The organism is Streptomyces sp. NBC_00223 (assembly GCF_036199905.1).
GTDB lineage: Bacteria > Actinomycetota > Actinomycetes > Streptomycetales > Streptomycetaceae > Actinacidiphila.
The window spans coordinates 7,116,203-7,141,281 of sequence record NZ_CP108109.1; the positions used below are offsets into that span (position 1 = coordinate 7,116,203).

Below are 25,079 nucleotides of genomic sequence, written 5' to 3' on the forward strand. Positions count from 1 at the left end.
CTGTAACCAAAGGCCCGGCGTGGACAGTTAGTTGAAGGTGTGTTCGAACAATGGAACTTCACGACGAGGAAAGTTCGGCGACTCCCCGGGCGATGCTCGGACGCCGTCTGCGACGCCTGCGGGAAACGGCGGAACTTTCGCAGCGCGCACTGGCGAACGCGGTCGGATATCCGCACACGTACATCAGCCGTGTCGAACGCGGCGAGCAGTTGCCGTCCGAGGCGCTGGCGGAAGCGTTCGACACGTACTTTCAGGCGGACGGACTGTTCGTCGATCTGCTGAGCATGGCTCAGGACGGCCTGATCGCCGACTACAGCCGCAAGATCGTGGCCAAAGAGGGCGACGCTACGCGTATTCAGGTCTTCACGAGCAGCCTTGTGCCTGGGCTGTTGCAGATCGAGGAGTACATCCGGGAGTCATTTACGATCGGGCTGCCGGGCGAAACGCTGTCGGAACTGGAGGCGCGGGTCGGCGTCCGCAAGAACCGCGCTGGCATCTTCGAACGGGCCGAGCCGCCCCTGTACTGGGCCATCATGGACGAAGCGGCCCTGGTGCGCGGCAGTACGAGCAAAGGCGTCATGGTTCGGCAGCTTGAACACCTGTTACGGATGGCGGAGCGTCCAAACATCACGCTCCAAGTTCTGCCATTTGCGCGAGGCTTCCATCCGATGATGGGCGGCAGTCTGACCCTGTTGACCCTGCGGGACGGCAGTACGGTGGCGCTGGTCGAGAGCTTCGACTCCGGCAACGGTGTAGAGTCCCCGAAGGGGGTGCTGTCGCTTGTCCAGCGCTTCGACATGGCGCGCTCCCAGGCCCTGACGGAGAGCGAATCGCTCGACCTTATCCGTCATTACCTGAAGGGATATGCGAAATGACTTCTCGTCCCATTGTGGATGCGTCCGTGCTTACCGGCTGGCGTAAGTCGTCCTACAGCGGATCAGAGAACGCGGCCTGCGTGGAAATCGCACCCCTCGGTGACGAAATGGCCACGCGGGACAGCAAGAACCCGACCGGTCCGGCGCTCGTCTTCTCGCAGGGCGCGTGGACGGCGTTCGTGCGCGGCATCGCGACGGGCGGCCTCGAAAACGCGTAGTTCCGCGTAATCGGAGACAGGAATAGTGCCCCCGACCGGCTGGACGGGGGCACTGTGCTGTTTTCAGGACCTTGAGTTGAGCGTTCGGCTGCGCGGGCCGGCGGCGAAATGCCCTGCGCGTACCGTCGATTGGCCGGACTGCGGGCGCACACTGGCCGTATGGACTGGAGCCGCTACCGATTTCGCAGCGCGTGGCAGCTCGATGCCGCGCCCGACGCTGTTTACGCCGTCCTGGAACGCCCCGAGGAGTACCCCGAGTGGTGGCCCCAGGTCCGCGAGGTCTGTGGGACCGGTGAGACCACGGCGGTGCTGCGCTTCCGGTCCGTTCTGCCGTACGACCTGACCGTCACCGCGCGCTCCACCCGTCACGACCCCGAGGCCCGGGTGCTGGAGATCGCCCTGACCGGCGAACCGCTGGACGCTGTCAAGCAGAAGCTCGCTCCTCTTGCGGAACGCCGTTGCGTACACCGAGGCCGGGAAACCGGGCACGGCGGTGGAGCTGTTCACCGGGGCGATCGCCACGGGGACACTGTCGCGCCGTGACACGGGGTTCTTCAACGCCCGGCGGGCTGCCGCCGTGGCGCTCTGCGGTGAGCCCGATGCCGCTGCCCAGCTCGGGCGCGAATCTGCTGAGGTAGCCCACACCATGAAGTCGGAGCGGACTCTACGTGTCCTCTCCGAAGTGCTGCATACCTTGGATCGCTGGAGTAGCCGGCCCGCTGTCCGCGACTTCCGCGAAGCCCTGCGCGTCTCCTGACGGTCACCGAGGCGTTGTTACCCACTCGGCCACAGTCCGAATGACGAACGCCTGCCATTCCTGGCTCTGGGGGTCGAGGTACCGCGGGTCGTCGTGCACGGCGAAGCCGTGCTGAGAGCCCTCGACCTCCACCAGCCTGCAGGGGCCGCCGAATCGCCCGACCGCTACCCGTGACGACTCGATGGGCACGAAGGTGTCCTTGGTGCCGTGCACGATGAGCGTCGGCGCCCGCACGTCGCCGAGCGCCTCATCGGGCCGGAGCCAGAACACCTCGTTGAAGATGGGCCGCCCGTGCTTCAAAGTCGGCGTGAACTGGATGAAGCCTTCCGACGCCAACTGGTGGGCTGCTTCTTCCTGAAGGTAGTCGTTCTCCCAGTACGCCCGGCTGTCGATGGTCCGCTTCTTGTAGTCGAGCTGGGGGTTGAAGAGCACCAGGCGAGAGACATCGTTGGGCCGCTGCGCTGCGTAGTACGCCGTGATCCCACCGCCGAAGCTGGCACCGAGCAGGGTGACGTCCTCGGCCCTGGTGGCCTCCCGGACGTGGGCCAGCACGACCCGGATGTCGTTCAGGATGCTGGAGAGCGTGAGGTCTTCCTGACGACCTTCGCTCCCACCGTGGCCGCGGAGGTCGAACCGCAGTGAAGCAACGCCCGCTTCGGCCAACCCGTCCGCGAGACGCGTGAAGAACCCGCCTTCTTCACGGGTGACGCCACCGCCATGGACGAGCACCACGGCCTGAGAGGTCGGTTGTCCTGGCTCGACCAAGGTGCCGGCAAGGTGGAGACCGTCGAGGGTGCGGACCGTCACGTCTGCGGTGGTGAGCATGGAGCAAGGGTAAAGCGGTCGCGTGGCGATCCGACTTGTCGGAGTCGGCCCCCGCGTTGCTCCTACCGGCCACGAGCGCGGTACTCGGCCTCCAGGTCCACGAGCGTGAACTCGTCCAGGCGCATCATGAGCTGGGCGGCCTGCATCCAGGCCGTGCGGGCGTCGCCGAAGTCCAGGCCGCCGACCTCATGCGGTACGGGGTTCGGGTAGCTCGGCCGGTAGAGCACGCCGTGCACGCCGCTCGGTGAGAACCGGCGTACCCGCACCGCGGCGTACTGATGGCGCAGGTGCGGGCAGGCGCGCACCGACAGCCAGGCGCAGGAGAGGCATACCGGCGGGTGGCCGGTCACCATCTCGGTCGGCCAACTGCTCCGGTCGTCGGGGTCTTCTCCGAGCAGCCAAAGGAGACCGTCGTTGGTGGCGTCCTTCCTGGCGGGCCCGCCGCACACCTGGCACAACAAGCCGTCCATGGCGAGCCGCTGACGGAGGAAGTGCACCTTGCCGTACTGCGGCCTTCCCTTGCCGGGCATGCTCGGTACGCGGCGCCAGAGAATGCCGCTGCTGTCACGGTCGTACGGCCGCTCGTTGAGGTAGGCCAGCCTGCCTCGGCGCATGGTGACGGCGGGCTGCGCCGCTTCCGTCTCCGACGACCAGGCGGCAATGAACGGCACGCGGTCGGTCAGGCGGAGGCTGCCGATCGGGCGGTGGGTGGGATGGCGGGGTGTCATCATGTGGACGGGCTCCTACGTGCGTTGGGCGAGACGTATGGAGCGTGCGTGGGAATGAGTGCTGGGCGTCATGGCGGCATTGCATGGGTGCGCCATACGCCGGACGTATGGTTTGCCGCACGCCAGCCGGGTAGCGTCCGTAGGCTTGGCAAAAAGGCCCCTTTGGGCACCACCGGCACGGAGATACGGCACATGGCCACTTGGCAGGCCCGTTACTGCCCCTGCGGTACACGTCTCGCCCGGGACAACCAGGGCCAGTTGTGCGCGGCGTGTCTACGGAAACGTCCAGCCAACGCGGTCGCCGCAGCTCCCGTCGTACCCGCTGAGTTCTGGCAGGACCCGCGTATGCGCGGGGCTCTCGAAAGCTGGCACATGGGGCAGGCATTCTACGCCTACCGTACCCATCCCTGGCACGGCCGGCCGCTGTCGCAGGACACGCTCGCCGGGTGGCTCGGGCTCACCCAGGCACAGCTCAGCCGGATCGAGAGTGCAGCTTCCGCACCGCAGGACCTCGGCAAGCTTATGAGTTGGGCGCATAGCTTGAAGATTCCGGGCGACCTACTGTGGTTTAAGCTTCGCCGCGAGCCGCTGCCGGTGCAGCCGACCCCGGAGCACACTGAACACGCTGCACGTAAGGTTCTGCTCGACATGATCACGCCTGGCGGCGATTGGCTGCCGTTGTCCAACGACGCACCCGAGTACGGCGTGTCCGGGCTCAGCGGCATGTCGTTGCAGGCGACTGGCGAGCATCTGCTGCGGACGTTCCTGCACCTGGACGACGAACTGGGCGGAGACAGCCTCTACGTTCCACTCACAAAGTACGTAGCGCGGATGGCAGTGAGCGTGAAGGCCAACCCCGGCGACGGCCTTGCCGCGTACGGCCAGTTGAACCAGATGGTTGGCTGGCTGTCGTTGGACGCCAACAAGCACGCGCACGCCAAGCGGTACTTCGCCACGGCGGTCGAAGTCGGTCACGAAGTCGGTGACTCGGGTCTGGTGGCCAGTGCTCTCGGTTACATGAGCTTGCAGGAAACGTACAGGAAACGCCCGCAACCGGCGCGTTCGTTGGCACAGATGGCGTTCGCCGTTACGACGGATCGTCTGACGCCGCTGACCAAGACAGTCATGGGCGCGCGGCTGGCGCGGGCATACGCTTCGCTGGGCGATGAGGAGTGCCTGCGAGTGCTCGACACCGTGCAGGCCGACTTCGCCCAAGCGGGCCGGGACGAGGAACCGCCGTACGTCTCGTATGTCGATGCCGTCGAGGTCGTGGCGCAGCGGGGCGCCTGCTACCTCGACTTGGGCATGACCGACGAGGCGATCACGGCCTTGTCCGAGGCGCTCGACCTACTGAGCACCAGCGCGCCGAACCGAGCGCGTGACCGCGTGCACTATCTGTCGCGGTTGGCGAAGTGCTACCTCTTGGACGGTGAGGTCGAACGCGCCTGCCAGGTTGGGCACGATGCCTTGGCACTCAGCCAGACGATCGGGTCAGCGCGGATTGGGGAACGGCTCGGCGAACTGGACACGGCGCTGGCGCCGTACGGGCGACTCTCCTATGTACAGGAGTTCAAGGAGCTGTTCCGGCTGGTGACGGCGGACGCCACATAGAAGCTACCAGCCGAGTGCTTCGCTACAGCAGCCGGCGAAGTCGGCGAGGCTCGCCAGCACGATGTGCGCTCCGGCCTCGCGCAGGTCGTCGGCAGTGTCCTTGCCACTGGCGACGCCTACGGCCAGGGCGTCGGCGTCGAGGGCACCGCGCACGTCGTGGGGTGTATCGCCAACGACCACGGCGCGGGTGCCGGCGAAGTCGTGACCGTACTTCTCCGACGCCCGGTTCCGAGCCTGGCGGACAAGGTCGGCGCGATCGCTGCCATCGTCGCCGTAGCCGCCGACCGAGAAGTCAAGGCCCTCGCTGAGGCCGAGGGCAGCGAGCTTGGCCTCGGCGATCGGACGTATGTTGCCGGTGACGGCTGACTGCACGGTGCCTCGGTCAGCGCACGATGCGATGGCTTCCCGTGCCCCAGGGAGGACGACGCCGACCTCGCGCATGCGATCGGCGAGTTGTTCGGCGGCTGCGGCCAAGGCAGCGTAGAAGTCGTCGAACAGCGCTGCTGGCTCATCGACGCCGTTGAGGCGCAGCGTCTCCACCATGATCGCCTGATCAGTGCGGCCGGACATGTCCGCAAGCTCACCGAGCGGCCTGCTGGTCACCTGCTGGAAGGCCCGCTCGTAGATGCTGCGGCTCACGCCCCCGCCTATTTGGACCAGGGTGTGGTCGACGTCCCAGAGGATGAGCGCGGGACTAAGTGCACGCTGGTCAGTTGGCATGCCGCAAGGCTAGCCCGAGGGCAAGCGTATCTACAGTCGCCCGGCGACGGTCAGACATGCTTCTCGGCCGTCGTGACAGAGCGGCAAATGATCTTCCTGTCTCCCGCAATGCTGCACTCCTGATGTTGATGACATCACTTGATGCTGTAGTCGATTCGGCTAGACATGCGCACCAATCCGGAATGGCAAACAGATGTTCGAGCAGCTGACAGGTTTCGCCATTCGCCCTTCTCGGAGGCTCGTCGATTGCTACGCTCCTCTCCCGCGTCTCAGGTGGTCCTTGCGTAACGGGCAATCCTGATGGTGCCCTCGTAATTCAGAACACAGAATTGTATAATCAGGCATTATGAACCAGGGGAATCCATGCCCGAAAGGGGTGCTGTCGCTTGTCCAGCGCTTCGACATGGCGCGCTCCCAGGCCCTGACGGAGAGCGAATCGCTCGACCTTATCCGTCATTACCTGAAGGGATATGCGAAATGACTTCTCGTCCCATTTTGGATGCGTCCGTGCTTAGCGACTGGCGTAAGTCGTCCTACAGTGGCTCAGAGAATGCCGACTGTGTGGAAATTGCCCAACTGGACGATGAAATTGCGACGCGGGACAGCAAGAACCCGACCGGTCCGGCGCTCGTTTTCTCGCAGGGTGCGTGGACGGCGTTCGTGCGTGGCATCGCGACGGCGGCCTCGGAAACGCGTAGTTCCGCGTAACCAGCGACAGGAATTGTGCCCCCGTCCGGCCAGGGCTTGATCAAGTTCCGGTGAGGTCGGGCTTGGGGGTGATGCCCAGGATGGGGAGGGCTCGTTGTGGTTGGTCGCGGATGGCGCGGGTGGTCTTGGCGATGTTGGTCGCTCCGAGGGTTTTGAGGGCTCCGATGGCGAGGTTGCGGAAGGCGGCCATGGTGCGGGGTGCGTTGCCGGCGTGGACGGTGGAGGCGTCTTCGGCGAAGGTGCGGTCGCGGATGTGGTGCTGAGCCTCCACGATCCAGTGTCCGCGCAGGTAGGAGGCGAGTTCGGCCGGTTTTGCCTGGTGGGCGTCGAGACTGGTGACCGCGTAGACGGTCTCGCGGGTCTCCTTCGCGCCGGCCGCCTTGCGGCGGCGGTGGACGCGGATGGCGAGCTTCGCGTAAGGGAAGGCGATGCCGCCGAGGTTGTCGGCGATGGCGAGGGTCTTGATCGACCGGGACTCCCGGCGGCCGTGCCCTGTGTTCGAGTTGGTGTGCTGGACCGCCACCGCGTTCCAGTCCAGACCGTCCAACTGCGTCCAGACGATGGGCTGGTTGGGCTTGACGACCGCGACGTAGTGCGCCTTCTTGACCTCGACCAGCCAGGTGACGTTGGCCTTCACGGTGTGCAGCGCGTCGAAGGTGACCACCTCCCCGTCCAGGTCGAGCGGTGCGAGCAGGGGCCGGAAGTGCCGCACCTCGTTGGTCTTGGACCCGACCTCGGCCTGGGCGAGGGTGACCGGGCGGCCGTGGGTGACGGCGGACAGCAGGTGCCGGCGGGGCTGGTCCAGGCGGGCGGAGCCGCGCAGTGCCTTGCCGTCCACGGCGATCACCCGCCGTCCACCCGGGGCATCTGCGGTCGCAGCGGCGTGGCGGTGGACCAGCCAGGCGCCCACAGCCGCGTCGAGTGCGTCGGCGTCGAGGCGTTCGAGGAGCCGCCCGATCGCCGACCTGGACGGCGCGTGCCGCCGGCGCAGCAGGTGACGGCGGACACCGAGGGTGGCGAGCAGTCGGGCGTCAGCGCGGGCGCCCCACTCGGCGAGTTCGTCGATGGTCCGGGCTCCGGAGACCGCGGCTGCCGCGCAGACCAGCAAGATCGAGGCCAGCGAGTACCAGCGGCCCCGCCGGGAACGCGGATCAGGAACCGCTTCCAGGCAGACGCGCAGGTCAGGCACATCGTTTGGCTCAAGAGGACCCAACTTGGCCAACACAGCAGGGATCGAGGAAGATGAGACAGCGGACACGGGAACCTCTTTGATCACTCGGCTTCGACACCTGAATGATCACGGACCCCGTGTCCGCTCCCTCATCCACCCCAACCCGCCCCAACCTCAGACGGGTTGGACGATCCCGGGAACTTGCACAAGCCCTGCCGTCCGGCTGGGCGGGGGCACGGTGCTGTTCAGGGTCTTGAGTCGAGCGTTCGGCTGCGCGGGCCGGCGGCGAAATGCCCTGCGCGTACCGTCGATTGGCCGGACTGCGGGCGCACACTGGGCGTATGCCAAGGAGCCGCCGGGACTGGAGCCACTACCGATTCCGCAGCGCGTGGCAGCTCGATGCCGCGCCCGACGCGGTGTACGCCGTTCTGGAGCGCCCCGAGGAGTACCCCGACTGGTGGCCGCAGGTCCGCGAGGTCCGCGGGACCGGTGAGACCACGGCGGTGGTGCGCTTCCGGTCCGTTCTGCCGTACGACCTGACTGTCACCGCGCGGTCCACCCGCCACGACCCCGAGGCCCGGGTGCTGGAGATCGCCATGACCGGTGATCTGGAGGGGTGGGTGCGGTGGACGGTCGGCCCCGGCATCGGTGCCGGTACGGCCCTGCTCTTCGAGCAGGAAGTCGTGGTCCGCAAGCGGCTGATGCGGCTGCTCGCCATCCCCTGCCGGCCGCTCTTCCGCGCGAACCACGCCCTGATGATGCGGGCCGGCCGCCGCGGCTTGCGCTCCCGGCTCCGCGCCGCCGGGCCGGGGCATCTGGTTTGAACGGCACCCCCGTTGGCCTGTATGGTTTGAGACGTCCCGGGCGATTAGCTCAGCGGGAGAGCACTTCGTTCACACCGAAGGGGTCACTGGTTCGATCCCAGTATCGCCCACCCACGCAAGGCCGGACGTCCCCCAGGGGCCGTCCGGCCTTCGCCGTCTTCGGGCCCCGCATTCGGCGGCGGGCGGGCAGACTCGATCCCGGCACTATGCCGTGTCCGACTACCGCCCACACACACGCAAGAGGGAGCGGATTCTCTTGAGAGGCGAACCAATCCAGTGACGACCCAGGTCATCGTGCTCAACGGGGGCTCCAGCGCGGGCAAGTCCACCCTGGTGCGCTGCCTCAAGGAGATTTTGCCGGACCCGTGGATCAGCTTCGGTGTCGACGACCTGATCGAGCGGCTGCCGCCTTCGATGCTGGAGTCGGAGTCCGGACTGACCTTCGGGCCGCGCGGCGAGGTCTACGTCGGCGACGATTTCATGCGGCTGCAGAACGCCTGGATGCGCGGTATCGCCGCGATGGCGGGAGCCGGGGCACGGATCGTCCTCGACGAGGTGCTCCTCGGCGGTGGTGTCGCCCAGGAGCGCACCCGCCAGTACCTCGACGGCCTCGACGTGCTGTGGGTCGGCGTGCGCTGCGCCCCGGAGATCGCGGCGGAAAGGGAGATCGCACGCGGAGACCGGGTGATCGGAATGGCGGTGTCGCAGGCCGAGATCGTGCACGAGGGCGTCGTCTACCACATCGAGGTCGACACCGGCCGTACCGAGTCGCTGGAGTGCGCGCGCGCCATCGTGGCGTACATGTCCGAGGCCGCGCACACCAACACGGTTGGCGCGTAAGACGTCACGACGAGAACGATCGCTGGTGGCAGCCGTCGGCAACGGCCGCTGTGCCACCGGTCTCAGCGACCGCCAGGACTGCGGGTTCGAGTTCGGCTTGCGGCAACGGCCAGTGGGTGCTGAGGCGGTAGTGCTGCGCGGGCAAGGGCAAGGGCAACTGACTGAGGCGGCGCGTGGCACGGTCAAGTGGGCAGGAGCCAGCTGTCGTAGCCGCGGGCGCGCAGGCGTTCGAAGGCATCGCGGACCCTTTCCGGGATGTGCTGCTCGATGGCGAAGCCACGCTTGGGGTACTCCATCACCCGTTCCATGTCGCCCATCAGCATGTCGATGAGCTGCTTCTCGTCGTCGTGCGTCTTGACGTACTCGTCGTACGGCAAGGGCTGGGAGACGCAGATCGGCTCTACCTCGGGCCACAGCTTGCGGCAGGTCGCGTAGGCGCGGCGCTGCATGTATGGCATGGAGATCAGGAGCAGGGTGGTTACCCTGATGCCCGTGTTCTCCAGCACCTCGCGGGAGAAGCCGATGTTCTGGCCGGTGTTGGTGGCCTTGGGCTCCAGCAGGATGGCCTGATCCGGCACCCCCAGGGAAAGCGCGTGCTCGCGGTAGTGGGTGGCCTCGCCGCGGGGAAACCTCGCTTGGGTGGCAGTGCTGGTGTCGCCGGTGAAGACCACGGTCGGGAACATGCCGGCGTGGTAGAGGTCGGCGGTGGTGGTGGCCACACCGAGATCGAGGCTGCCGAGGGTGATCGCGGCGGAGCAGGGCTTCAGCTCGTGGCCCATCTGGTGGAAGTCCCAGATGGCGCGGGCGTCGGCCCGGTCCGCGTCGCTGATCGGAGCCTGGTCGATCACGTGTACTCCTCGCTGTTGCGCACGGTCTTGATGCTTCGCAGTTGGTGTTTCAGGCCGTATCGGGTGGCTGAGGCTAATTCTGTACAGGTTTCTGTACCTGTACGGTGAAGTATGGAGATCCCAGAGATCGTCACCGTGAGTGATGCCCGCGCCGGTCTGTCGAGAATTCTCGCGGAATTGTCGGACGCGGGTCGGGATGCCGATCCGGTGGTGATCGGAGCGCACCGCAAGCCGCAAGGTGTGCTGCTGTCCATTGAGGCATACGAAGAGCTGACCGGCCGGGCGGCGCGGCGACAAGCCCTCGCGTCCGCGGCGGCCTCGGTCGAAGCGGAAGGGCTGCACATTTCCGAGTCCGCCATCCGCGACGGAGAAGCCTATGTGCGAGGCGAACTCGACGCGGGCGACCTCGTCGCACGCGCGATCAGCCGCCACCGGCATCGGACGGACCTGCAAGCAGGATGACAGAACCTATATGCCCTGTCTGTTCGCCGTCATTCAATCGAGGCGTTTGACAGCGAACGCAGTCGTGCAGGCTTCCTTGTCAGCGAAGCTGGTCGCTCTGCGGCTCGATGCCTTTGATCCTGGTCGGAGTTCCCTCCGGGGCGAACGAGTGGTGGAAGGTGAAGGCGTGCGGTGCGGAGCCGTGGTCGTGGAGGCGCTCCAGCCTGGAAACCCCGTCCTGCCAGGTGGGTATCACGCCGTCGGAGACCCACCAGAACACGTAGTTCGGGTGTCCCGTCCTCTCGAACCAGTCGTAACGCCTGTTGAGTGCCTCTCGGTGCAGACCGCTGTAGATGGCGTCGAAGGCGGGGCGCAGGTCGGTCCAGAGTGAGAGGGTCGTGGCCAGGGCGGTGGTTTCCACGGCGCGGCCCTTGCCGTACCAGGCCGGTACGGCGAACTCTCCCCATGCACCCCAGTCCGCCTCGAAGAGCATGCCCCGGGCACCGTCTGCCGCTTCAGCACGAGCGAGATACCCGGGATGCCGGCTGATCTTCTGGTAGACGGCCTCACCAACGTCGTAGAACTCACGCGTGAGAGGTGCGGGATCGGAGAGAGGTGCCTTCAGGACGCCGAATGTGTACAGAGCAAGATGGGGCATGCGTCTCTCCCTGGTTGGGGTGCCTGGTGTGGACCCGGTTCGGTGGCTTCGCATGGGGGCGAGAATTCGTGGGGCGTGACCAACTCATCCCGTCGCGGGTGGCTCAGCCTGATGGAACCTCTGTGCGACCGTTCGCGATCGCCGAAGACCAGGTGAAAGTAGCTGCCTCTGCGGGCCATGTCGAAGTTGCGCTTTCCCTGTCCAAGTGGCCTCTTGGACAGGTCCTTGCGGGGGCTGGGACGGCGGCGCCGCCTGCCGTCGTGGAAGTCCGCATCGGCTCAGCAACTGCGGAGGAGCAGCATCGACGGCTTCGCTCAGGCTGGTGGCTGGTGGCTGGTGGCTGGTGGCTGGTGGCTGGTGGCTGGTGGCTCGGGGCGATGCCGGCGGTGTCGACTTTGATTGGATGACGCGGCGACTGGGGTTCGCCGTCAAAAGTCACTGCCGCACCGTGGGTTGAGCATTCTCACCGAACCTCGATGAACGGCTGGTTCGTCTCATCGGAGTTCGAGTGGGTGCGGTTCTACATCTGCGGCCGCGATCCGGAACCGCAGCCAGGTGCCCGGATATGAGACGTCGGGGGGATGACGGTCCTGGCGATGAACGGGGCCATCCGCGACTTCGGCGACAACACCGGGCCAGAACCGGGCGGCGTTGCGGTTGGCATGGTCGAAGGACAGGGTCCACTTGCCAGGGTGCCGTCGGAAAAGAAGTTGGGCAGCGACTCGGCCCACACCCAGTCGACGGTGCCTGCGCAGGACGAAGAACTCGCTCATTTCCCGGTCGCCGCTGTCGAGCCACCGCGTCATGCTGAAGCCGGCCAGGATGCCGTCTGTGGTGATGAAGCACGCCTCCCTGTCGTCCTCAGTGAAGTAGTGGTCCAAGAAGCGGTAGACGAATGTGCCGTGGGGCGTAATGTCGTATCCACGCAGCTCAGAGAAGTCGTACAGGCAGAGTTGCACGAGGTTCCCCAGGGGAGCCTTGTCCCCTTCCGCAACCGGAACCACCTCGACCGTCATGGCTGACAGTGTTCCGCAACCCTTGAGGGTCTCGGGGCGTTTGACGGTCTTGCCGGTGTCGTAGCGGGGTGCCCGGTGTTTGTTCTTGGCACCGCAAGGCCCGGACGCCGGGGCCCGACGCGCGCTGACCCGCCGTTGGGTGCCCTGCGCAAAGGGCGGTTGGGGTGCCCCTTTCCGACGCCCGGCCGGGGCGGACCGGGCGGCGGGGCGGGATGGATGGTGGGGCTACAGGTCGTGGGCGCCGGAGACGATGGCGATCTTCCATGCGGCGCTGCCGCCGCGGATGCGGACGGCGAGGGACTGGGTTGCGGGGTCGGTGTAGACGCGGCCCACGGTGACGGGACCGTCGCAGTCGATCCGACTGGGGTCGCGGTCCGGATCGGCCCCCGCCGGCCGACCCGGCACGCCTGCGCGGCCGGGCACGCCTGCCTGGACCTACCCGCCCGCCGGCCCCGCGCGCCTGCGCGGGCCGGTCGGAGCCGGGAAAGCACCCCTCGGGACAGGTCGCGGGGGCCGGCGCTTCGCGGCCGGGCCCCATCGCTCGGTAGGATTCGTCGGTGCGGCGGCCGCTGCCGCCGCAGTGTCCGTCCGACCCAAGTCAGGAGCAGACCGGTGTCAGATCTCCGTGTGACCATCAAACGCGATTCCGATGAGCGGGAAGAGCGGGTGGTCACGACGGGCACGACCGCGGCCGAACTGTTCCCGGGCGAGCGCTCCGTGGTCGCGGCCCGCGTCGGCGGCGAGCTCAAGGACCTGGCCTACGCCGTGGCCGACGGCGACGAGGTCGAGCCGGTGGACATCACCAGCGACGACGGCCTGAACATCCTGCGGCACTCCACCGCGCACGTCATGGCCCAGGCCGTGCAGGAGATCTTCCCCGACGCCAAGCTCGGCATCGGCCCGCCGATCAAGGACGGCTTCTACTACGACTTCGACGTCGAGAAGCCGTTCACGCCCGAGGATCTCAAGGCCGTCGAGAAGAAGATGCAGGAGATCCAGAAGCGCGGCCAGCGCTTCTCCCGCCGGGTCGTCACCGACGAGGACGCCCGCGATGAACTGGCCGCCGAGCCGTACAAGCTGGAGCTGATCGGCCTCAAGGGCGGCGCCGCGGCCGCGGAGGACGGCGCCGACGTCGAGGTGGGCGCCGGTGAGCTGACCATCTACGACAACCTCGACGCGAAGACCGGCGAGCTGTGCTGGAAGGACCTGTGCCGCGGCCCGCACCTGCCGAGCACCCGCAACATCCCGGCCTTCAAGCTGATGCGCAACGCCGCCGCGTACTGGCGGGGCAGCGAGAAGAACGCGCAGCTCCAGCGGATCTACGGCACCGCGTGGCCCACTAAGGACGAGCTCAAGGCGTATCTGGAGTTCCTTGAGGAGGCCGCCAAGCGCGACCACCGCAAGCTGGGCAGCGAACTCGACCTGTTCTCCTTCCCCGACGAGCTGGGCTCGGGCCTCGCGGTCTTCCACCCCAAGGGCGGGGTCGTCCGCAAGGAAATGGAGCAGTACTCGCGTCTGCGCCACGAAGAGGCCGGCTACGAGTTCGTCAACACCCCGCACATCACCAAGGCCAAGCTCTTCGAGACCTCCGGGCACCTTCCGCACTACGCCGAAGGCATGTTCCCGCCCATGGAGTTCGAGGGGCAGGAGTACTACCTCAAGGCCATGAACTGTCCGATGCACAACCTGATCTTCGACGCCCGGGGCCGTTCCTACCGCGAACTGCCGCTGCGGCTCTTCGAGTTCGGGACGGTGTACCGGTACGAGAAGTCCGGCGTCGTGCACGGTCTGACCCGGGCCCGCGGTTTCACCCAGGACGACTCGCACATCTACTGCACCCCCGAGCAGGTGCCGGACGAGCTGGACTCCCTGCTCACCTTCGTGCTGAACCTGCTCCGGGACTACGGGCTGGGCGACTTCTACCTGGAGCTGTCCACCCGAGGCGACTCCGACAAGTTCATCGGGTCGGACGAGGAGTGGGCGCAGGCCACCGAGCAGCTGCGCCAGGCCGCCGGCAAGCAGGGCCTGGAACTGGTCATGGACCCGGGCGGCGCGGCCTTCTACGGGCCGAAGATCTCCGTCCAGGCCAAGGACGCCATCGGCCGTACGTGGCAGATGTCGACGATCCAGGTCGACTTCCAGCAGCCGGCCAGGTTCGGCCTGGAGTACACCGCCGCCGACGGCTCCCGGCAGCAGCCGGTCATGATCCACCGGGCGCTCTTCGGCAGCATCGAGCGCTTCTTCGCGGTGCTCCTGGAGCACTACGCGGGCGCCTTCCCGGCGTGGCTGGCCCCCGTCCAGGCGGTCGGCATCCCGGTCGGCGACGCGCACATCCCGTACCTCCAGGAGTTCGCCGGGGAGGCGAAGCGCAAGGGGCTGCGGGTCGAGGTGGACGCGTCGTCGGACCGGATGCAGAAGAAGATCCGTACGCACCAGAAGCAGAAGGTGCCGTTCATGATCATCGTCGGCGACGAGGACATGACCAACGGCACGGTCTCCTTCCGCTACCGCGACGGCTCGCAGGAGAACGGCATCCCGCGCGACCAGGCGCTGGCCAAGCTCGTGGACGTCGTGGAGCGCCGCGTACAGGTGTGAGGCGGCGGTGGGCCCGGGGGCAGCGGTACGACACCGCCCCGGGCCCGTACGCGGCTTCGGGCCCGTAGGACGCCCCCGGCCGACCGGCCCCCGTCGCGCTTCCCCGCGCACCGGGGGCCTCTGCCTTCACCGGGGGGTGACGACCTATGCTGATCGGCATGACGAGTGAGCCGGAGCAGCAGATCGGGGCGGGGGTGCCGGACGCTTTCCAGCGGCTCTGGACCCCGCATCGCATGGCGTACATCCAGGGCGAGAACAAGCCCACAGGACCCGGTGCCGGCGACGGATGTCCGTTCTGCACGATCCCCGCCGAGTCCGACGAGGACGGCCTCGTCATAAGGCGCGGGGAGCATGTGTACGTGGTGCTCAACCTGTACCCGTACAACAGCGGGCACCTCATGGTGGTGCCGTACCGGCATGTCGCCGACTACACCGAGCTGGACGCGGACGAGACCGCCGAGCTGGCCGAGCTGACCAAGCAGGCCATGACCGCGCTGCGGGCGGCTTCGGGCGCGCAGGGCTTCAACATCGGGATGAACCAGGGCGCGGTGGCCGGGGCCGGGATCGCCGCGCATCTGCACCAGCACGTGGTGCCGCGCTGGGGCGGCGACGTCAACTTCATGCCGGTGGTGGGCAATACGAAGGTGCTGCCGCAGTTGCTCGCGGACACCCGCAAGATGCTCGCGGACGCCTGGCCGGCCTGACCGTACGCGCAAGCCGGCCCGAACGCGCGGGCCGGCCCGCCAAGAAGCGGGCCGGCCACCGAACAAGCACCGAACGGCCTCACGCGTCGTACGCGTCCGCCTTCTTCGGCTCCACCGCCTGCACCATCCCGCTGAGCGCCATCGAGCGGCTGCTGAAGTGCGACGTGTCGACGCCGTTCTCCTGCATGACCTGGATCGCGGCCGCGTGCACCGCCCGCAGCACCGGGGTGGCGGCCCGCAGGGCGTCGTCGGCCATGAAGCGGTGCTTCCACGGCTTTCCGGCCCAGGTGTGCCGCAGCCCGAACGGCTCGGGCAGCTTCAGGGTGCCGCCGAGGTGGTCCAGGATCGGCGGGAACCAGGTGAGCGGCGCCCGCGCGGCCAGCCGTACGACCTCGGTCGCGTCCATGAGCGGCAGCGAGACGGTCTTGGTCTCCCAGAACTTCACCGGCTTGCTGATGGTCTTGGACCGGGGCGAGGGGCCGGAGTTGAAGAGCCCGTCCACCGGGCCGAGGGCGTGGCCGGTGACCTCCACCCGCAGGGTGTGGGCCAGTACGGTCACCGTGACCATGAGGGTGATCACGAGATTGCCGTCCCACAGCACGAACTGGATGCCCAGGTAGTGCCGGTTGCCCTTGCCGAACTGCTGGGTGTTGCAGATCCGCTGGATCTCGAAGTCCTTGACGCTGAACGCCTCGACCTCGGGGCCGCCGGGCCGCGAGATGGACCCGGCGCCCTCACCGGTGGGGACGACGACCCAGTGCCGTATCGACGCCTTGGGGAAGCCGCCGGTGTGCAGCGGGCCGCGCTCCAGCATCCGCAGCTTGTCGTGGATGGCGCGGATGACGTCCCAGCTGCGGAAGGGGTGGATCTCGGCCAGACCCTCACGCGGTACGAGCTCCTCGGCCATCTGCCAGCTGCCCCAGCGGCTGCCCATGCCGAGTATGCCCTTGGGGCCGGCGTAGAAGACGACGTTGCTGCTCTGCTCGGCGGAGAGCTTGGCCAGGCTCTGGCGGAGGCTTTCCGCGCGCAGCTGGTTGGGGTTGCGGGGGACCGCCTCGGGGATCTTCGCGGCCACACCCGAGCCGGACACCAGGCCGCCCCAGCGGTCGCGCAGATCCTTGGCGGTGGCCTCGCAGATCCGCTTGGCCCAGTACCAGCCGATGACGGGGGCGATCATCAGCAGCCGGAAGTACAGGCTCCAGAAGCCGCTGAACGGCGGCCGGACGGCCAGCAGTACGGTGAAGGCGACGGCGACGGCCAGCACGACACCGCCCAGCGCCCCGGCCTTCTTGCCGCTCTCGTGCAGCGCGGCGAGCGACTTGCGGAGCTGGAAGGCGCCGAGCCACAGCAGCACGCCGGGCAGGAAGAGCAGGCCGAACACGCCCATGAGGATGGTCAGTCGGCGGTCGCGCTCCTGCCGGATGCGGTTGGCGGCCAGGCAGTGCTCGACGACGGTCTGCGGCTCGACGCCGAAGGACTGGACGAGTTCGCCGCGCGAGGCGCCGAGCATCCGGGTCTGTACGGCGCGGGCCCATGCCTCGCCCAGGTTGGGCTGGAAGAGCGAGAGCCGGGGTGCGGACACCTTCGCGTCGGGGTTGATGTCGACCAGCGCCGTGACGGGGGAGTCCCGGTACGCGGCCGAGGCGAGCGCCTGAGTGGCGGCCGTCTCGCCGTCGGTGCCCGTCAGGGGGATCTGTGCCCCCGGGCTGAAGTCGAACCCGTCCGTCACCGCAGCCCCCAGTCGACCGTTGCGCCCGCCGATACTTCGGCTCCGACCGGCCCATTCCCCGTCCAGGGCCGGGTCACACGTTCGGAGCAGTTCCCACAGTAGCGGCGAGGCGGCCCCCGGCGTGGCCGTGAGCCGCCTATTGGCCTTGTACGAACGGCTGGTTGACGCTTACCGGCCACGCGCCGCCCCGCCGGCCCCCAGGTCCGGCCGCCCCGCCGGGCCGCGCACCCGCGGCGGCTGCGCCAGACGGGCCGCTGGGGCCCGGCACCCGGGGGCGGGGCTCCCGACGGTTCGGTGGCGCGGTGGCCGCTCGCCGGCCCCGATCCTCCGGGCCCCGGACCCTCGGGGGAGTTGCCCCCGGCGGTTGGACGGCGCAGCGGGACGCCCGTACCTGCGGCCCGGCGGGCCCGCCCACGGCACCTGGGAGGCGTCCATACGTCGCGCCCCGGGCGCCGGGTCCGGCCGCCGCGCGGTGCCACACGCGTCCGGGTCCCGCGGGCTGGCTACGATGGGCCATCCGGTGGCCGGTCCGGCCGCTGTCGTCCGTAGTTTCCGAATCACCGACCTGTCGGGAAGGCCATGCTGAACAAGTACGCGCGTGCGTTCTTCACGCGTGTTCTCACGCCGTTCGCCACTTTTCTCCTGCGCAAGGGGGTCAGCCCCGACACGGTGACCCTGATCGGCACCGGGGGTGTCGTGGCCGGGGCTCTGGTCTTCTATCCCAGAGGAGAGTTCTTCTGGGGCACCGTGACCATCACGCTGTTCGTCTTCTCCGACCTGGTCGACGGCAACATGGCCCGGCAGGCGGGGGTCTCCAGCCGCTGGGGCGCCTTCCTGGACTCCACCCTCGACCGCGTCGCCGACGCGGGCATCTTCGGCGGCCTGGCCATGTGGTACGCGGGCAGCGGCGGCAATCTCGCGCTGTGCGCGGTGTCGATCTTCTGCCTGGCCAGCGGCCAGGTGGTCTCCTACACCAAGGCCCGCGGCGAGGCGATCGGACTGCCGGTCAATGTCAACGGGCTGGTCGAGCGCGCCGAGCGGCTGGTGATCACGCTGGTGCTGTGCGGCTTCTCCGGTCTGCACAAGTTCGGCGTGCCCGCCATCCAGTGGCTGCTGCCGATCGCGCTGTGGGTGGTGGCGGCGGGCAGCCTGGTCACCCTGATCCAGCGGGTGGTGACGGTACGGCGCGAGTCCGCCGAGGCCGACGCGGCCGCCGCGTCGCACGCCGTCGCCGACCACGGGAGCGGCGCGTGAAGGAGCGCCTCACCGACAGCCTGTACGGGCTGGGCTGGAGCGCGGTCAAAACGCTGCCGGAACCGGCCGCCCGGGCCCTCGGCCGGACCATCGCCGACCTGGCGTGGCGGCAGCGCGGCAAGGGAGTCCGCCGCCTGGAGGCGAATCTGGCCCGGGTCCTGCCCGGCGCCGACGAGCACCGGCTGCGCGAGCTGTCCAGGGCGGGCATGCGCTCGTATCTGCGGTACTGGATGGAGTCCTTCCGGCTGCCGGCCTGGAGCAAGGACCGCATCCGCGACGGCTTCGACCCCGAGGACGTGCACCACCTGATCGACGGGCTCGCCTCGGGCCGCGGGGTCGTGCTGGCCCTGCCGCACATGGGCAACTACGACCTGGCCGGGGCCTGGGTCACCACCAAGCTGGAGACACCCTTCACCACGGTCGCCGAGCGGCTCAAGCCCGAGACGCTCTACGACCGGTTCGTCGCCTACCGCGAGGGCCTGGGCATGGAGGTGCTGCCGCACACCGGCGGCGCCGCCTTCGGCACCCTGGCCAGGAGACTGCGGGCCGGCGGCCTGGTCTGCCTGGTCGCCGACCGCGACCTGTCCACCAATGGCGTCGAGGTCGAGTTCTTCGGCGAGCCCACCCGGTTGCCCGCCGGACCCGCGATGCTCGCCCAGCAGACCGGCGCGCTGCTGCTGCCGGTCACCCTCTGGTACGACGACTCGCCCGTCATGCGCGGCCGGGTCCACCCCCCGATCGAGGTCCCCGAGGGCCGCGACCGCGCCTACCGCACGAGCGTGATGACGCAGCGGCTCGCCGACGCGTACGCCTCCGGTATCGCCGAGCACCCGCAGGACTGGCACATGCTGCAACGGCTGTGGCTGGCCGACCTCGACCCCCGGCCAGGCGCCGCGGGCCCGGCCGAAGGCTCCGGAACGGAGAAAGCGTGAGGATCGGGATCGTCTGCCCGTACTCCTGGGACGTCCCCGGCGGCGTCCAGTTCCACATCCGCGACCTCGCCGAGCATCTGATCGCACTGGGCCACGAGGTCTCCGTGCTCGCCCCGGCCGACGACGAGACACCGCTTCCGCCCTACGTCGTCTCCGCCGGGCGCGCGGTGCCCGTGCCGTACAACGGCTCGGTGGCGCGGCTGAACTTCGGCTTCCTGTCCGCCGCCCGGGTACGGCGCTGGCTGCACGACGGCTCCTTCAACGTCGTGCACATCCACGAGCCCGCCTCGCCCTCCCTCGGCCTGCTCGCCTGCTGGGCGGCCCAGGGGCCGATCGTGGCCACCTTCCACACCTCCAACCCGCGCTCGCGGGCGATGATCGCCGCCTACCCGATCCTCCAGCCCGCGCTGGAGAAGATCCGGGCCCGGATCGCGGTCAGCGAGTACGCCCGCCGCACCCTGGTCGAGCACCTGGGCGGCGACGCGGTGGTGATCCCCAACGGGGTCGACGTCGACTTCTTCGCCCGCGCCGAGCCGCGCCCGCAGTGGCAGGGCGGCACGATCGGCTTCATAGGACGCATCGACGAGCCCCGCAAGGGCCTGCCGGTGCTGATGCGGGCCCTGCCGAGGATCCTCGCCGAGCGGCCCGGTACCCGGCTGCTGGTCGCCGGGCGCGGCGACGAGCAGGAGGCCGTCGCCTCGCTGCCCGAGGAGATGCGCGACCGGGTGGAATTCCTCGGCATGGTCAGCGACGAGGACAAGGCACGGCTGCTGCGCAGCGTCGACCTCTATGTGGCGCCCAACCTGGGCGGCGAGAGCTTCGGGATCATCCTGGTGGAGGCCATGTCGGCGGGCGCCCCCGTACTGGCCAGCGACCTCGACGCCTTCGCGCAGGTACTCGACCAGGGGGCGGCCGGCGAGCTGTTCGGCAACGAGGACGAGGACGCGCTCGCCACGGCCGCGATCCGGCTGCTCGGCGACCCGGCCCGGCTCGCCGAGCTGAGCGCGCTGGGCAGCGCCCATGTCCGCCGCTTCGACTGGTCGGTGGTCGGCGCGGACATCCTGGCCGTCTACGAGACGGTGACCGCGGGCGCGGAGGCGGTCGAGGCGGACGAACGGCCCGGATTCCTCGGGCGGCTGCGGCAGACCAGGGACTGAGCGGACCGGCCGGGGGCTGAGCGGTCGACGGGGACTGAGCGGACCGGCCCGGAGCGGACCGGCCCGGAGCTGAGCGGTCGACGGGGGCTGAGCGGGGGCTCCCGGGGGTGCCGCGGGATCGCCTGGCGGCCGGGGTGACACCGACGGGTGAGTAGGGTAACCCCCCGTGACCACCATCATCTGGGTCGCGGTGGCGCTCGTCGCCATCGGGCTGTATCTGAGCTGGACGGCGGGCCGCCTGGACCGGCTGCACGCCCGGATCGACGCGGCGCGGGCCGCGCTCGACGCCCAACTGCTGCGCCGGGCCTCGGTCGCGCAGGAACTCGCGACCGCGGGCGTCTTCGACCCGGCCGCCTCGATCGTGCTGTACGAGTCCGCGCACGCCGCCCGGCAGGCCGAGCCCGAGCAGCGGGAGGTCGCCGAGAGCGAGCTGAGCCAGGCGCTGCGTGCGGTGTTCGCGGAGAGCGTCGCCGTCGCCCAGGTACGGGAGGCACCCGGCGGCGCCGAGGCGATCGGCGAACTGACCCGGGCGGTGCGGCGGGTGCCGATGGCCCGGCGGTTCCACAACGACGCGGTGCGCGCCGCCCGTGCGGTCCGCGAGCACCGGGTGGTGCGGTGGTTCAAGCTGGCGGGCCACGCGCCCTTCCCGCTCGCCTTCGAAATGGACGACGAGCCTCCGGCCTCGCTGACCGCCGAGGGCGCGGCATCCCGCTGAGCGCCCCGGCGGCGCCGACGGCCGCCGCGCCCGGGGAGCCACCTGCGACGGATTGGCCCTTTCCGCTTGCGCCGATCCGTCGGACGATGACATAAAAGACACCTTTTCGTCAGGAGTGAGGTCCACGTGCCCACCAGCCCCTCCACCGCCCAGACCCCCGAGACCGGCACCGCGCGTGTGAAGCGCGGTATGGCCGAGCAGCTCAAGGGCGGGGTGATCATGGATGTTGTCACCCCGGAGCAGGCGAAGATCGCCGAGGATGCCGGAGCCGTGGCCGTCATGGCCCTGGAGCGGGTGCCGGCCGACATCCGCAAGGACGGCGGGGTGGCCCGGATGTCCGACCCCGACATGATCGACGGCATCGTCGGCGCCGTGTCGATCCCGGTCATGGCCAAGTCGCGGATCGGCCACTTCGTCGAGGCCCAGGTCCTCCAGGCGCTCGGCGTCGACTACATCGACGAGTCCGAGGTCCTGACCCCGGCCGACGAGGTCAACCATTCCGACAAGTGGGCCTTCACCACGCCCTTCGTGTGCGGCGCCACCAACCTCGGCGAGGCCCTGCGCCGGATCGCCGAGGGCGCGGCGATGATCCGCTCCAAGGGCGAGGCCGGCACCGGCAACGTCGTCGAGGCCGTCCGCCACCTGCGGCAGATCAAGAACGAGATCTCCCGCCTCAGGGGCCTGGACAACAACGAGCTCTACGCTGCCGCCAAGGAACTGCGCGCCCCCTACGAGCTGGTCAAGGAGGTCTCCGTCCTCGGGAAGCTGCCGGTGGTGCTGTTCTCCGCCGGCGGCGTGGCGACCCCGGCCGACGCCGCGCTGATGCGCCAGCTCGGCGCCGAGGGCGTCTTCGTCGGCTCGGGCATCTTCAAGTCCGGCGACCCGGCCAAACGCGCCGCCGCCATCGTCCGCGCCACCACCTTCTACGACGACCCCAAGGTCATCGCCGACGCCTCCCGCGACCTCGGCGAGGCCATGGTCGGCATCAACTGCGACACCCTCCCCGAATCCGAGCGCTACGCCAACCGCGGCTGGTAGTCCACGATGAGCAGCACTCCGCGGATCGGCGTCCTGGCCCTCCAGGGCGACGTACGGGAGCACCTGGCGGCGCTGGCCGCGGCGGACGCCGCGGCCGGCCCGGTCCGGCGCCCCGAGGAACTGGACGGTCTGGACGGCCTGGTCATACCCGGCGGCGAGTCCACCACCATCTCCAAGCTGGCCGCGCTCTTCGGCCTGATGGAGCCGCTGCGCGCGGCGATCCGGGACGGACTGCCGGTCTACGGCAGCTGCGCCGGCATGATCATGCTCGCCGACAAGATCCTCGACCCGAGGTCGGGCCAGGAGACCTTCGGCGGCATCGACATGATCGTCCGGCGCAACGCCTTCGGGCGGCAGAACGAGTCCTTCGAGGCGTTCGTGGACGTCAGCGGCGTGCCCGGCGGCCCGGTCGAGGGCGTGTTCATCCGCGCGCCCTGGGTGGAGTCGGTCGGCGCGAACACCGAGGTGTTGGCCGAGCACGACGGCCATGTGGTCGCCGTACGGCAGGGCAACGCGCTGGCGACCTCCTTCCACCCCGAGCTGACGGGCGACCACCGGATTCATGAACTGTTCGTGGCCGCAGTGCGCACCGCGGGATGACGCCGTCCCGGTAGGATCGAGCGCGTTCGGTAATGGGTGACGCGAAGGAGACAGTCGGATGTCCGGCCACTCTAAATGGGCTACGACGAAGCACAAGAAGGCCGTGATCGATGCCAAGCGCGGCAAGCTCTTCGCGAAGCTGATCAAGAACATCGAGGTCGCGGCCCGTACGGGCGGCGCCGATCCCGACGGCAACCCGACCCTCTTCGACGCCATCCAGAAGGCGAAGAAGAGCTCGGTGCCGAACAAGAACATCGACAGCGCGGTCAAGCGCGGTGCCGGTCTTGAGGCCGGCGGCGCCGACTACCAGACGATCATGTACGAGGGCTACGGTCCCAACGGCGTCGCGGTGCTCATCGAGTGCCTCACCGACAACCGCAACCGTGCCGCCTCCGACGTCCGCGTCGCCATGACCCGCAACGGCGGCTCGATGGCCGACCCGGGCTCGGTGTCGTACCTGTTCAACCGCAAGGGCGTCGTCATCGTCCCCAAGGGTGAGCTGGGCGAGGACGACGTGCTGGGCGCGGTGCTCGACGCGGGCGCCGAGGAGGTCAACGACCTCGGCGAGTCGTACGAGGTCATCAGCGAGGCCACCGACCTGGTGCCGGTCCGCAAGGCCCTCCAGGAGGCCGGCATCGACTACGACTCGGCCGACGCCAACTTCCTGCCCACCATGCAGGTCGAGCTGGACGAGGACGGCGCGCGCAAGATCTTCAAGCTCATCGACGCGCTGGAGGACAGCGACGACGTGCAGAACGTCTTCGCCAACTTCGACGTCTCCGACGAGGTCATGGAGAAGGTCGACGCCTGACGGCACGTCATGTCGCCTCGGCGAGGGGCCGGCCGGGACACACCCGGTCGGCCCCTCCGTCGTTTGTCAGTGCGAACCGATAGCCTCCACGAGCAGGTGCGACGAGCGTGCGAAGGGAGGGGCGCGGTGCGGGTACTGGGCGTGGACCCGGGGCTGACCCGGTGCGGGATCGGCGTGGTGGACGGTGTGCCGGGCCGCCCCCTGAAGATGGCCGGCGTCGGTGTCGTCCGTACGCCCGCCGAGGCGGAGATCGGAGACCGGCTGGTGCTGATCGAGCGCGGCATCGAGGCGTGGCTCGACGAGTTCAGCCCCGAAGCGGTCGCCGTGGAGCGGGTGTTCAGCCAGCACAATGTGCGTACGGTGATGGGCACCGCCCAGGCCAGCGCGGTCGCCATGCTCTGCGCGGCCCGCCGCGGCCTGCCCGTCCATCTGCACACCCCCAGCGAGGTCAAGGCCGCCGTGACCGGCAGCGGCCGCGCCGACAAGGCCCAGGTCGGCGCGATGGTCACCCGGCTGCTGCGGCTGGACGCCCCGCCCAAGCCGGCCGACGCCGCCGACGCGCTGGCGCTGGCCATCTGTCACATCTGGCGCGGCACCGCCACCAACCGCCTCCAGCAGGCCGTCGCCGCCCACCGGACCACCGTACGAAACCAGGAGCCCGCCACGTGATCGCCTTCGTCAGCGGCCAGGTCGCCGCCCTCGCCCCGGACATCGCGGTCATCGAGGTCGGCGGCGTCGGCATGGCCGTCCAGTGCGCGCCCGGCACCCTGGCCGCGCTGCGGATCGGGCAGCCCGCCCGGCTGGCCACCTCCCTGGTCGTGCGCGAGGACTCACTGACGCTGTACGGCTTCGCGGACGACGACGAGCGGCAGGTCTTCGAGCTGCTGCAGACGGTCAGCGGGGTCGGGCCGCGGCTGGCCCAGACGATGCTGGCCGTGCACGCGCCGGACGCGCTGCGCGCCGCGGTCGCCTCGGGCGACGAGAAGGCGCTCACCGCCGTGCCCGGCATCGGCAAGAAGGGCGCCCAGCGGCTGCTGCTGGAACTCAAGGACCGCCTCGGCGATCCGGTCGGCCCGGTGGGCGCGGGCCGCGGCGTCGGCACCCCGGTGGGCCCGTCGTGGCGCGAGCAGCTGCACGCCGCGCTGCTCGGCCTCGGATACGCCACCCGCGAGGCCGACGAGGCGGTCACCGCCGTCACCCCGCAGGCCGAGGCCGCCGCCGAGCCCAACGTCGGCGCGCTGCTGCGCGCGGCCCTCCAGACCCTCAACCGCACCCGCTGAGCCGTACCCCGCGCCCCGGAGCCC

The 25,079-nt window shown here is 69.1% G+C and carries 29 protein-coding genes and 1 tRNA gene; 21 read left to right on the plus strand and 9 right to left on the minus strand.

Annotated features, from left to right (window positions below; all coding sequences use genetic code 11):
• Positions 1-50: 50 nt before the first annotated feature.
• The 3 genes from OHA30_RS30395 to OHA30_RS30405 all read left to right on the plus strand — a co-directional run bounded on the left by OHA30_RS30395 (position 51) and on the right by OHA30_RS30405 (position 1,636).
• Entirely contained in the window at positions 51-875 is an 825-nt protein-coding gene (locus OHA30_RS30395; protein ID WP_328917071.1) for a helix-turn-helix domain-containing protein, read from the plus strand.
• Positions 872-1,093 carry a DUF397 domain-containing protein gene (locus OHA30_RS30400; RefSeq protein ID WP_328917072.1) on the plus strand — a complete coding sequence of 74 codons (222 nt, stop codon included), beginning with the start codon at positions 872-874 and terminating at the stop codon, positions 1,091-1,093. The genes OHA30_RS30395 and OHA30_RS30400 overlap by 4 nt, the downstream gene beginning before the upstream one ends.
• A 159-nt stretch (positions 1,094-1,252) precedes the next feature.
• Positions 1,253-1,636 (plus strand): SRPBCC family protein, encoded by a 384-nt coding sequence (locus OHA30_RS30405; RefSeq protein ID WP_328917073.1) that lies wholly within the window; start codon positions 1,253-1,255, stop codon positions 1,634-1,636.
• Positions 1,637-1,853: 217 nt separating this feature from the next.
• Here the strand turns inward: OHA30_RS30405 and OHA30_RS30410 are convergent, their stop codons facing one another.
• On the minus strand, positions 1,854-2,675 hold the full coding sequence (locus tag OHA30_RS30410) for an alpha/beta hydrolase (protein WP_328917074.1): 822 nt from the start codon (positions 2,673-2,675) through the stop codon (positions 1,854-1,856).
• Positions 2,676-2,737: 62 nt separating this feature from the next.
• Positions 2,738-3,406, minus strand: coding sequence for a hypothetical protein (locus tag OHA30_RS30415; protein ID WP_328917075.1), 669 nt, complete (start codon positions 3,404-3,406; stop codon positions 2,738-2,740).
• A gap of 342 nt (positions 3,407-3,748) precedes the next feature.
• Here OHA30_RS30415 and OHA30_RS30420 point away from each other — a divergent pair, with 342 nt between their 5' ends.
• The gene (locus OHA30_RS30420) at positions 3,749-5,014 is read left to right on the plus strand and encodes a tetratricopeptide repeat protein (RefSeq protein ID WP_328917076.1); all 1,266 of its coding nucleotides are present in this window, start codon (positions 3,749-3,751) and stop codon (positions 5,012-5,014) included.
• Between the two features lie 3 nt (positions 5,015-5,017).
• On the opposite strand, the gene OHA30_RS30425 is transcribed toward OHA30_RS30420, so the two are convergent.
• A complete protein-coding gene (locus tag OHA30_RS30425) occupies positions 5,018-5,734 on the minus strand; it encodes an HAD family hydrolase (protein WP_328917077.1) in 717 nt (238 codons plus the stop codon).
• A 346-nt stretch (positions 5,735-6,080) separates the two neighbouring features.
• On the opposite strand from OHA30_RS30425, the gene OHA30_RS30430 reads away from it, so the two are divergent.
• Positions 6,081-6,215, plus strand: coding sequence for a hypothetical protein (locus tag OHA30_RS30430; protein WP_328917078.1), 135 nt, complete (start codon positions 6,081-6,083; stop codon positions 6,213-6,215).
• Positions 6,212-6,442 (plus strand): DUF397 domain-containing protein, encoded by a 231-nt coding sequence (locus OHA30_RS30435; protein ID WP_328917079.1) that lies wholly within the window; start codon positions 6,212-6,214, stop codon positions 6,440-6,442. Before OHA30_RS30430 ends, OHA30_RS30435 begins: the two co-directional genes overlap by 4 nt.
• A gap of 40 nt (positions 6,443-6,482) precedes the next feature.
• On the opposite strand, the gene OHA30_RS30440 is transcribed toward OHA30_RS30435, so the two are convergent.
• On the minus strand, positions 6,483-7,631 hold the full coding sequence (locus tag OHA30_RS30440; protein WP_328914635.1) for an ISAs1 family transposase: 1,149 nt from the start codon (positions 7,629-7,631) through the stop codon (positions 6,483-6,485).
• Positions 7,632-7,954: 323 nt separating this feature from the next.
• On the opposite strand from OHA30_RS30440, the gene OHA30_RS30445 reads away from it, so the two are divergent.
• From OHA30_RS30445 to cpt, 3 genes are all read left to right on the plus strand, one after another.
• The gene (locus OHA30_RS30445) at positions 7,955-8,437 is read left to right on the plus strand and encodes an SRPBCC family protein (protein ID WP_328917080.1); all 483 of its coding nucleotides are present in this window, start codon (positions 7,955-7,957) and stop codon (positions 8,435-8,437) included.
• A gap of 38 nt (positions 8,438-8,475) precedes the next feature.
• A tRNA-Val gene (locus OHA30_RS30450) sits at positions 8,476-8,547 on the plus strand.
• Between the two features lie 166 nt (positions 8,548-8,713).
• Positions 8,714-9,277 (plus strand): chloramphenicol phosphotransferase CPT, encoded by a 564-nt coding sequence (cpt, locus tag OHA30_RS30455; RefSeq protein ID WP_328917081.1) that lies wholly within the window; start codon positions 8,714-8,716, stop codon positions 9,275-9,277.
• A gap of 182 nt (positions 9,278-9,459) precedes the next feature.
• Here cpt and OHA30_RS30460 read toward each other — a convergent pair whose 3' ends face one another.
• On the minus strand, positions 9,460-10,122 hold the full coding sequence (locus tag OHA30_RS30460; protein ID WP_405786029.1) for a YdcF family protein: 663 nt from the start codon (positions 10,120-10,122) through the stop codon (positions 9,460-9,462).
• A 114-nt stretch (positions 10,123-10,236) separates the two neighbouring features.
• Here OHA30_RS30460 and OHA30_RS30465 point away from each other — a divergent pair, with 114 nt between their 5' ends.
• Positions 10,237-10,587 carry a type II toxin-antitoxin system Phd/YefM family antitoxin gene (locus OHA30_RS30465; RefSeq protein WP_328917082.1) on the plus strand — a complete coding sequence of 117 codons (351 nt, stop codon included), beginning with the start codon at positions 10,237-10,239 and terminating at the stop codon, positions 10,585-10,587.
• Positions 10,588-10,666: 79 nt separating this feature from the next.
• Here OHA30_RS30465 and OHA30_RS30470 read toward each other — a convergent pair whose 3' ends face one another.
• The 3 genes from OHA30_RS30470 to OHA30_RS30480 all read right to left on the minus strand — a co-directional run bounded on the left by OHA30_RS30470 (position 10,667) and on the right by OHA30_RS30480 (position 12,663).
• Positions 10,667-11,224, minus strand: coding sequence for a DUF3291 domain-containing protein (locus OHA30_RS30470; protein WP_328917083.1), 558 nt, complete (start codon positions 11,222-11,224; stop codon positions 10,667-10,669).
• 494 nt (positions 11,225-11,718) lie between these two features.
• Positions 11,719-12,240: a GNAT family N-acetyltransferase gene (locus tag OHA30_RS30475; RefSeq protein ID WP_328918058.1), complete on the minus strand. Its 522-nt coding sequence runs from the start codon at positions 12,238-12,240 to the stop codon at positions 11,719-11,721.
• A 225-nt stretch (positions 12,241-12,465) separates the two neighbouring features.
• Positions 12,466-12,663 carry a hypothetical protein gene (locus tag OHA30_RS30480; RefSeq protein WP_328917084.1) on the minus strand — a complete coding sequence of 66 codons (198 nt, stop codon included), beginning with the start codon at positions 12,661-12,663 and terminating at the stop codon, positions 12,466-12,468.
• Positions 12,664-12,852: 189 nt separating this feature from the next.
• Between OHA30_RS30480 and thrS the strand changes: the two genes are divergently transcribed.
• Both thrS and OHA30_RS30490 read left to right on the plus strand, forming a co-directional pair.
• A complete protein-coding gene (gene thrS / locus OHA30_RS30485) occupies positions 12,853-14,835 on the plus strand; it encodes a threonine--tRNA ligase (protein ID WP_328917085.1) in 1,983 nt (660 codons plus the stop codon).
• A gap of 146 nt (positions 14,836-14,981) precedes the next feature.
• Entirely contained in the window at positions 14,982-15,539 is a 558-nt protein-coding gene (locus tag OHA30_RS30490; protein WP_328917086.1) for an HIT family protein, read from the plus strand.
• A gap of 79 nt (positions 15,540-15,618) precedes the next feature.
• On the opposite strand, the gene OHA30_RS30495 is transcribed toward OHA30_RS30490, so the two are convergent.
• Positions 15,619-17,268, minus strand: coding sequence for a hypothetical protein (locus tag OHA30_RS30495; protein ID WP_328917087.1), 1,650 nt, complete (start codon positions 17,266-17,268; stop codon positions 15,619-15,621).
• 579 nt (positions 17,269-17,847) lie between these two features.
• Between OHA30_RS30495 and pgsA the strand changes: the two genes are divergently transcribed.
• The 9 genes from pgsA to ruvA all read left to right on the plus strand — a co-directional run bounded on the left by pgsA (position 17,848) and on the right by ruvA (position 25,055).
• Positions 17,848-18,522: a phosphatidylinositol phosphate synthase gene (gene pgsA, locus OHA30_RS30500; protein WP_328917088.1), complete on the plus strand. Its 675-nt coding sequence runs from the start codon at positions 17,848-17,850 to the stop codon at positions 18,520-18,522.
• Positions 18,519-19,454: a phosphatidylinositol mannoside acyltransferase gene (locus OHA30_RS30505; protein WP_328917089.1), complete on the plus strand. Its 936-nt coding sequence runs from the start codon at positions 18,519-18,521 to the stop codon at positions 19,452-19,454. Before pgsA ends, OHA30_RS30505 begins: the two co-directional genes overlap by 4 nt.
• Positions 19,451-20,611 (plus strand): glycosyltransferase family 4 protein, encoded by a 1,161-nt coding sequence (locus OHA30_RS30510; RefSeq protein WP_328917090.1) that lies wholly within the window; start codon positions 19,451-19,453, stop codon positions 20,609-20,611. Before OHA30_RS30505 ends, OHA30_RS30510 begins: the two co-directional genes overlap by 4 nt.
• A gap of 166 nt (positions 20,612-20,777) precedes the next feature.
• Positions 20,778-21,326: a hypothetical protein gene (locus OHA30_RS30515; protein ID WP_328917091.1), complete on the plus strand. Its 549-nt coding sequence runs from the start codon at positions 20,778-20,780 to the stop codon at positions 21,324-21,326.
• Between the two features lie 126 nt (positions 21,327-21,452).
• Complete coding sequence (gene pdxS / locus OHA30_RS30520; protein WP_328917092.1) at positions 21,453-22,364, plus strand: pyridoxal 5'-phosphate synthase lyase subunit PdxS; 912 nt, start codon at positions 21,453-21,455, stop codon at positions 22,362-22,364.
• Between the two features lie 6 nt (positions 22,365-22,370).
• Positions 22,371-22,964, plus strand: coding sequence for a pyridoxal 5'-phosphate synthase glutaminase subunit PdxT (gene pdxT, locus OHA30_RS30525; protein ID WP_328917093.1), 594 nt, complete (start codon positions 22,371-22,373; stop codon positions 22,962-22,964).
• 58 nt (positions 22,965-23,022) lie between these two features.
• A complete protein-coding gene (locus OHA30_RS30530; protein WP_073499865.1) occupies positions 23,023-23,775 on the plus strand; it encodes a YebC/PmpR family DNA-binding transcriptional regulator in 753 nt (250 codons plus the stop codon).
• Between the two features lie 126 nt (positions 23,776-23,901).
• A complete protein-coding gene (gene ruvC / locus OHA30_RS30535; protein WP_328917094.1) occupies positions 23,902-24,444 on the plus strand; it encodes a crossover junction endodeoxyribonuclease RuvC in 543 nt (180 codons plus the stop codon).
• Positions 24,441-25,055: a Holliday junction branch migration protein RuvA gene (gene ruvA, locus OHA30_RS30540; RefSeq protein ID WP_328917095.1), complete on the plus strand. Its 615-nt coding sequence runs from the start codon at positions 24,441-24,443 to the stop codon at positions 25,053-25,055. The genes ruvC and ruvA overlap by 4 nt, the downstream gene beginning before the upstream one ends.
• The last annotated feature ends 24 nt before the right edge of the window (positions 25,056-25,079 follow it).

Bases quoted from the DNA above. Each gene is read 5' to 3' on its own strand.
- OHA30_RS30400 (WP_328917072.1), top strand. From the start codon at position 872: ATGACTTCTCGTCCCATTGTGGATGCGTCCGTGCTTACCGGCTGGCGT.
- OHA30_RS30470 (WP_328917083.1), bottom strand. From the start codon at position 11,224: ATGCCCCATCTTGCTCTGTACACATTCGGCGTCCTGAAGGCACCTCTC.
- OHA30_RS30530 (WP_073499865.1), top strand. From the start codon at position 23,023: ATGTCCGGCCACTCTAAATGGGCTACGACGAAGCACAAGAAGGCCGTG.
- pgsA (WP_328917088.1), top strand. From the start codon at position 17,848: ATGCTGAACAAGTACGCGCGTGCGTTCTTCACGCGTGTTCTCACGCCG.
- OHA30_RS30425 (WP_328917077.1), bottom strand. From the start codon at position 5,734: ATGCCAACTGACCAGCGTGCACTTAGTCCCGCGCTCATCCTCTGGGAC.
- OHA30_RS30490 (WP_328917086.1), top strand. From the start codon at position 14,982: ATGCTGATCGGCATGACGAGTGAGCCGGAGCAGCAGATCGGGGCGGGG.
- OHA30_RS30435 (WP_328917079.1), top strand. From the start codon at position 6,212: ATGACTTCTCGTCCCATTTTGGATGCGTCCGTGCTTAGCGACTGGCGT.
- OHA30_RS30445 (WP_328917080.1), top strand. From the start codon at position 7,955: ATGCCAAGGAGCCGCCGGGACTGGAGCCACTACCGATTCCGCAGCGCG.
- OHA30_RS30395 (WP_328917071.1), top strand. From the start codon at position 51: ATGGAACTTCACGACGAGGAAAGTTCGGCGACTCCCCGGGCGATGCTC.
- OHA30_RS30475 (WP_328918058.1), bottom strand. From the start codon at position 12,240: ATGACGGTCGAGGTGGTTCCGGTTGCGGAAGGGGACAAGGCTCCCCTG.
- OHA30_RS30430 (WP_328917078.1), top strand. From the start codon at position 6,081: ATGAACCAGGGGAATCCATGCCCGAAAGGGGTGCTGTCGCTTGTCCAG.
- OHA30_RS30420 (WP_328917076.1), top strand. From the start codon at position 3,749: ATGCGCGGGGCTCTCGAAAGCTGGCACATGGGGCAGGCATTCTACGCC.
- pdxT (WP_328917093.1), top strand. From the start codon at position 22,371: ATGAGCAGCACTCCGCGGATCGGCGTCCTGGCCCTCCAGGGCGACGTA.
- OHA30_RS30405 (WP_328917073.1), top strand. From the start codon at position 1,253: ATGGACTGGAGCCGCTACCGATTTCGCAGCGCGTGGCAGCTCGATGCC.
- OHA30_RS30410 (WP_328917074.1), bottom strand. From the start codon at position 2,675: ATGCTCACCACCGCAGACGTGACGGTCCGCACCCTCGACGGTCTCCAC.
- OHA30_RS30415 (WP_328917075.1), bottom strand. From the start codon at position 3,406: ATGATGACACCCCGCCATCCCACCCACCGCCCGATCGGCAGCCTCCGC.
- OHA30_RS30465 (WP_328917082.1), top strand. From the start codon at position 10,237: ATGGAGATCCCAGAGATCGTCACCGTGAGTGATGCCCGCGCCGGTCTG.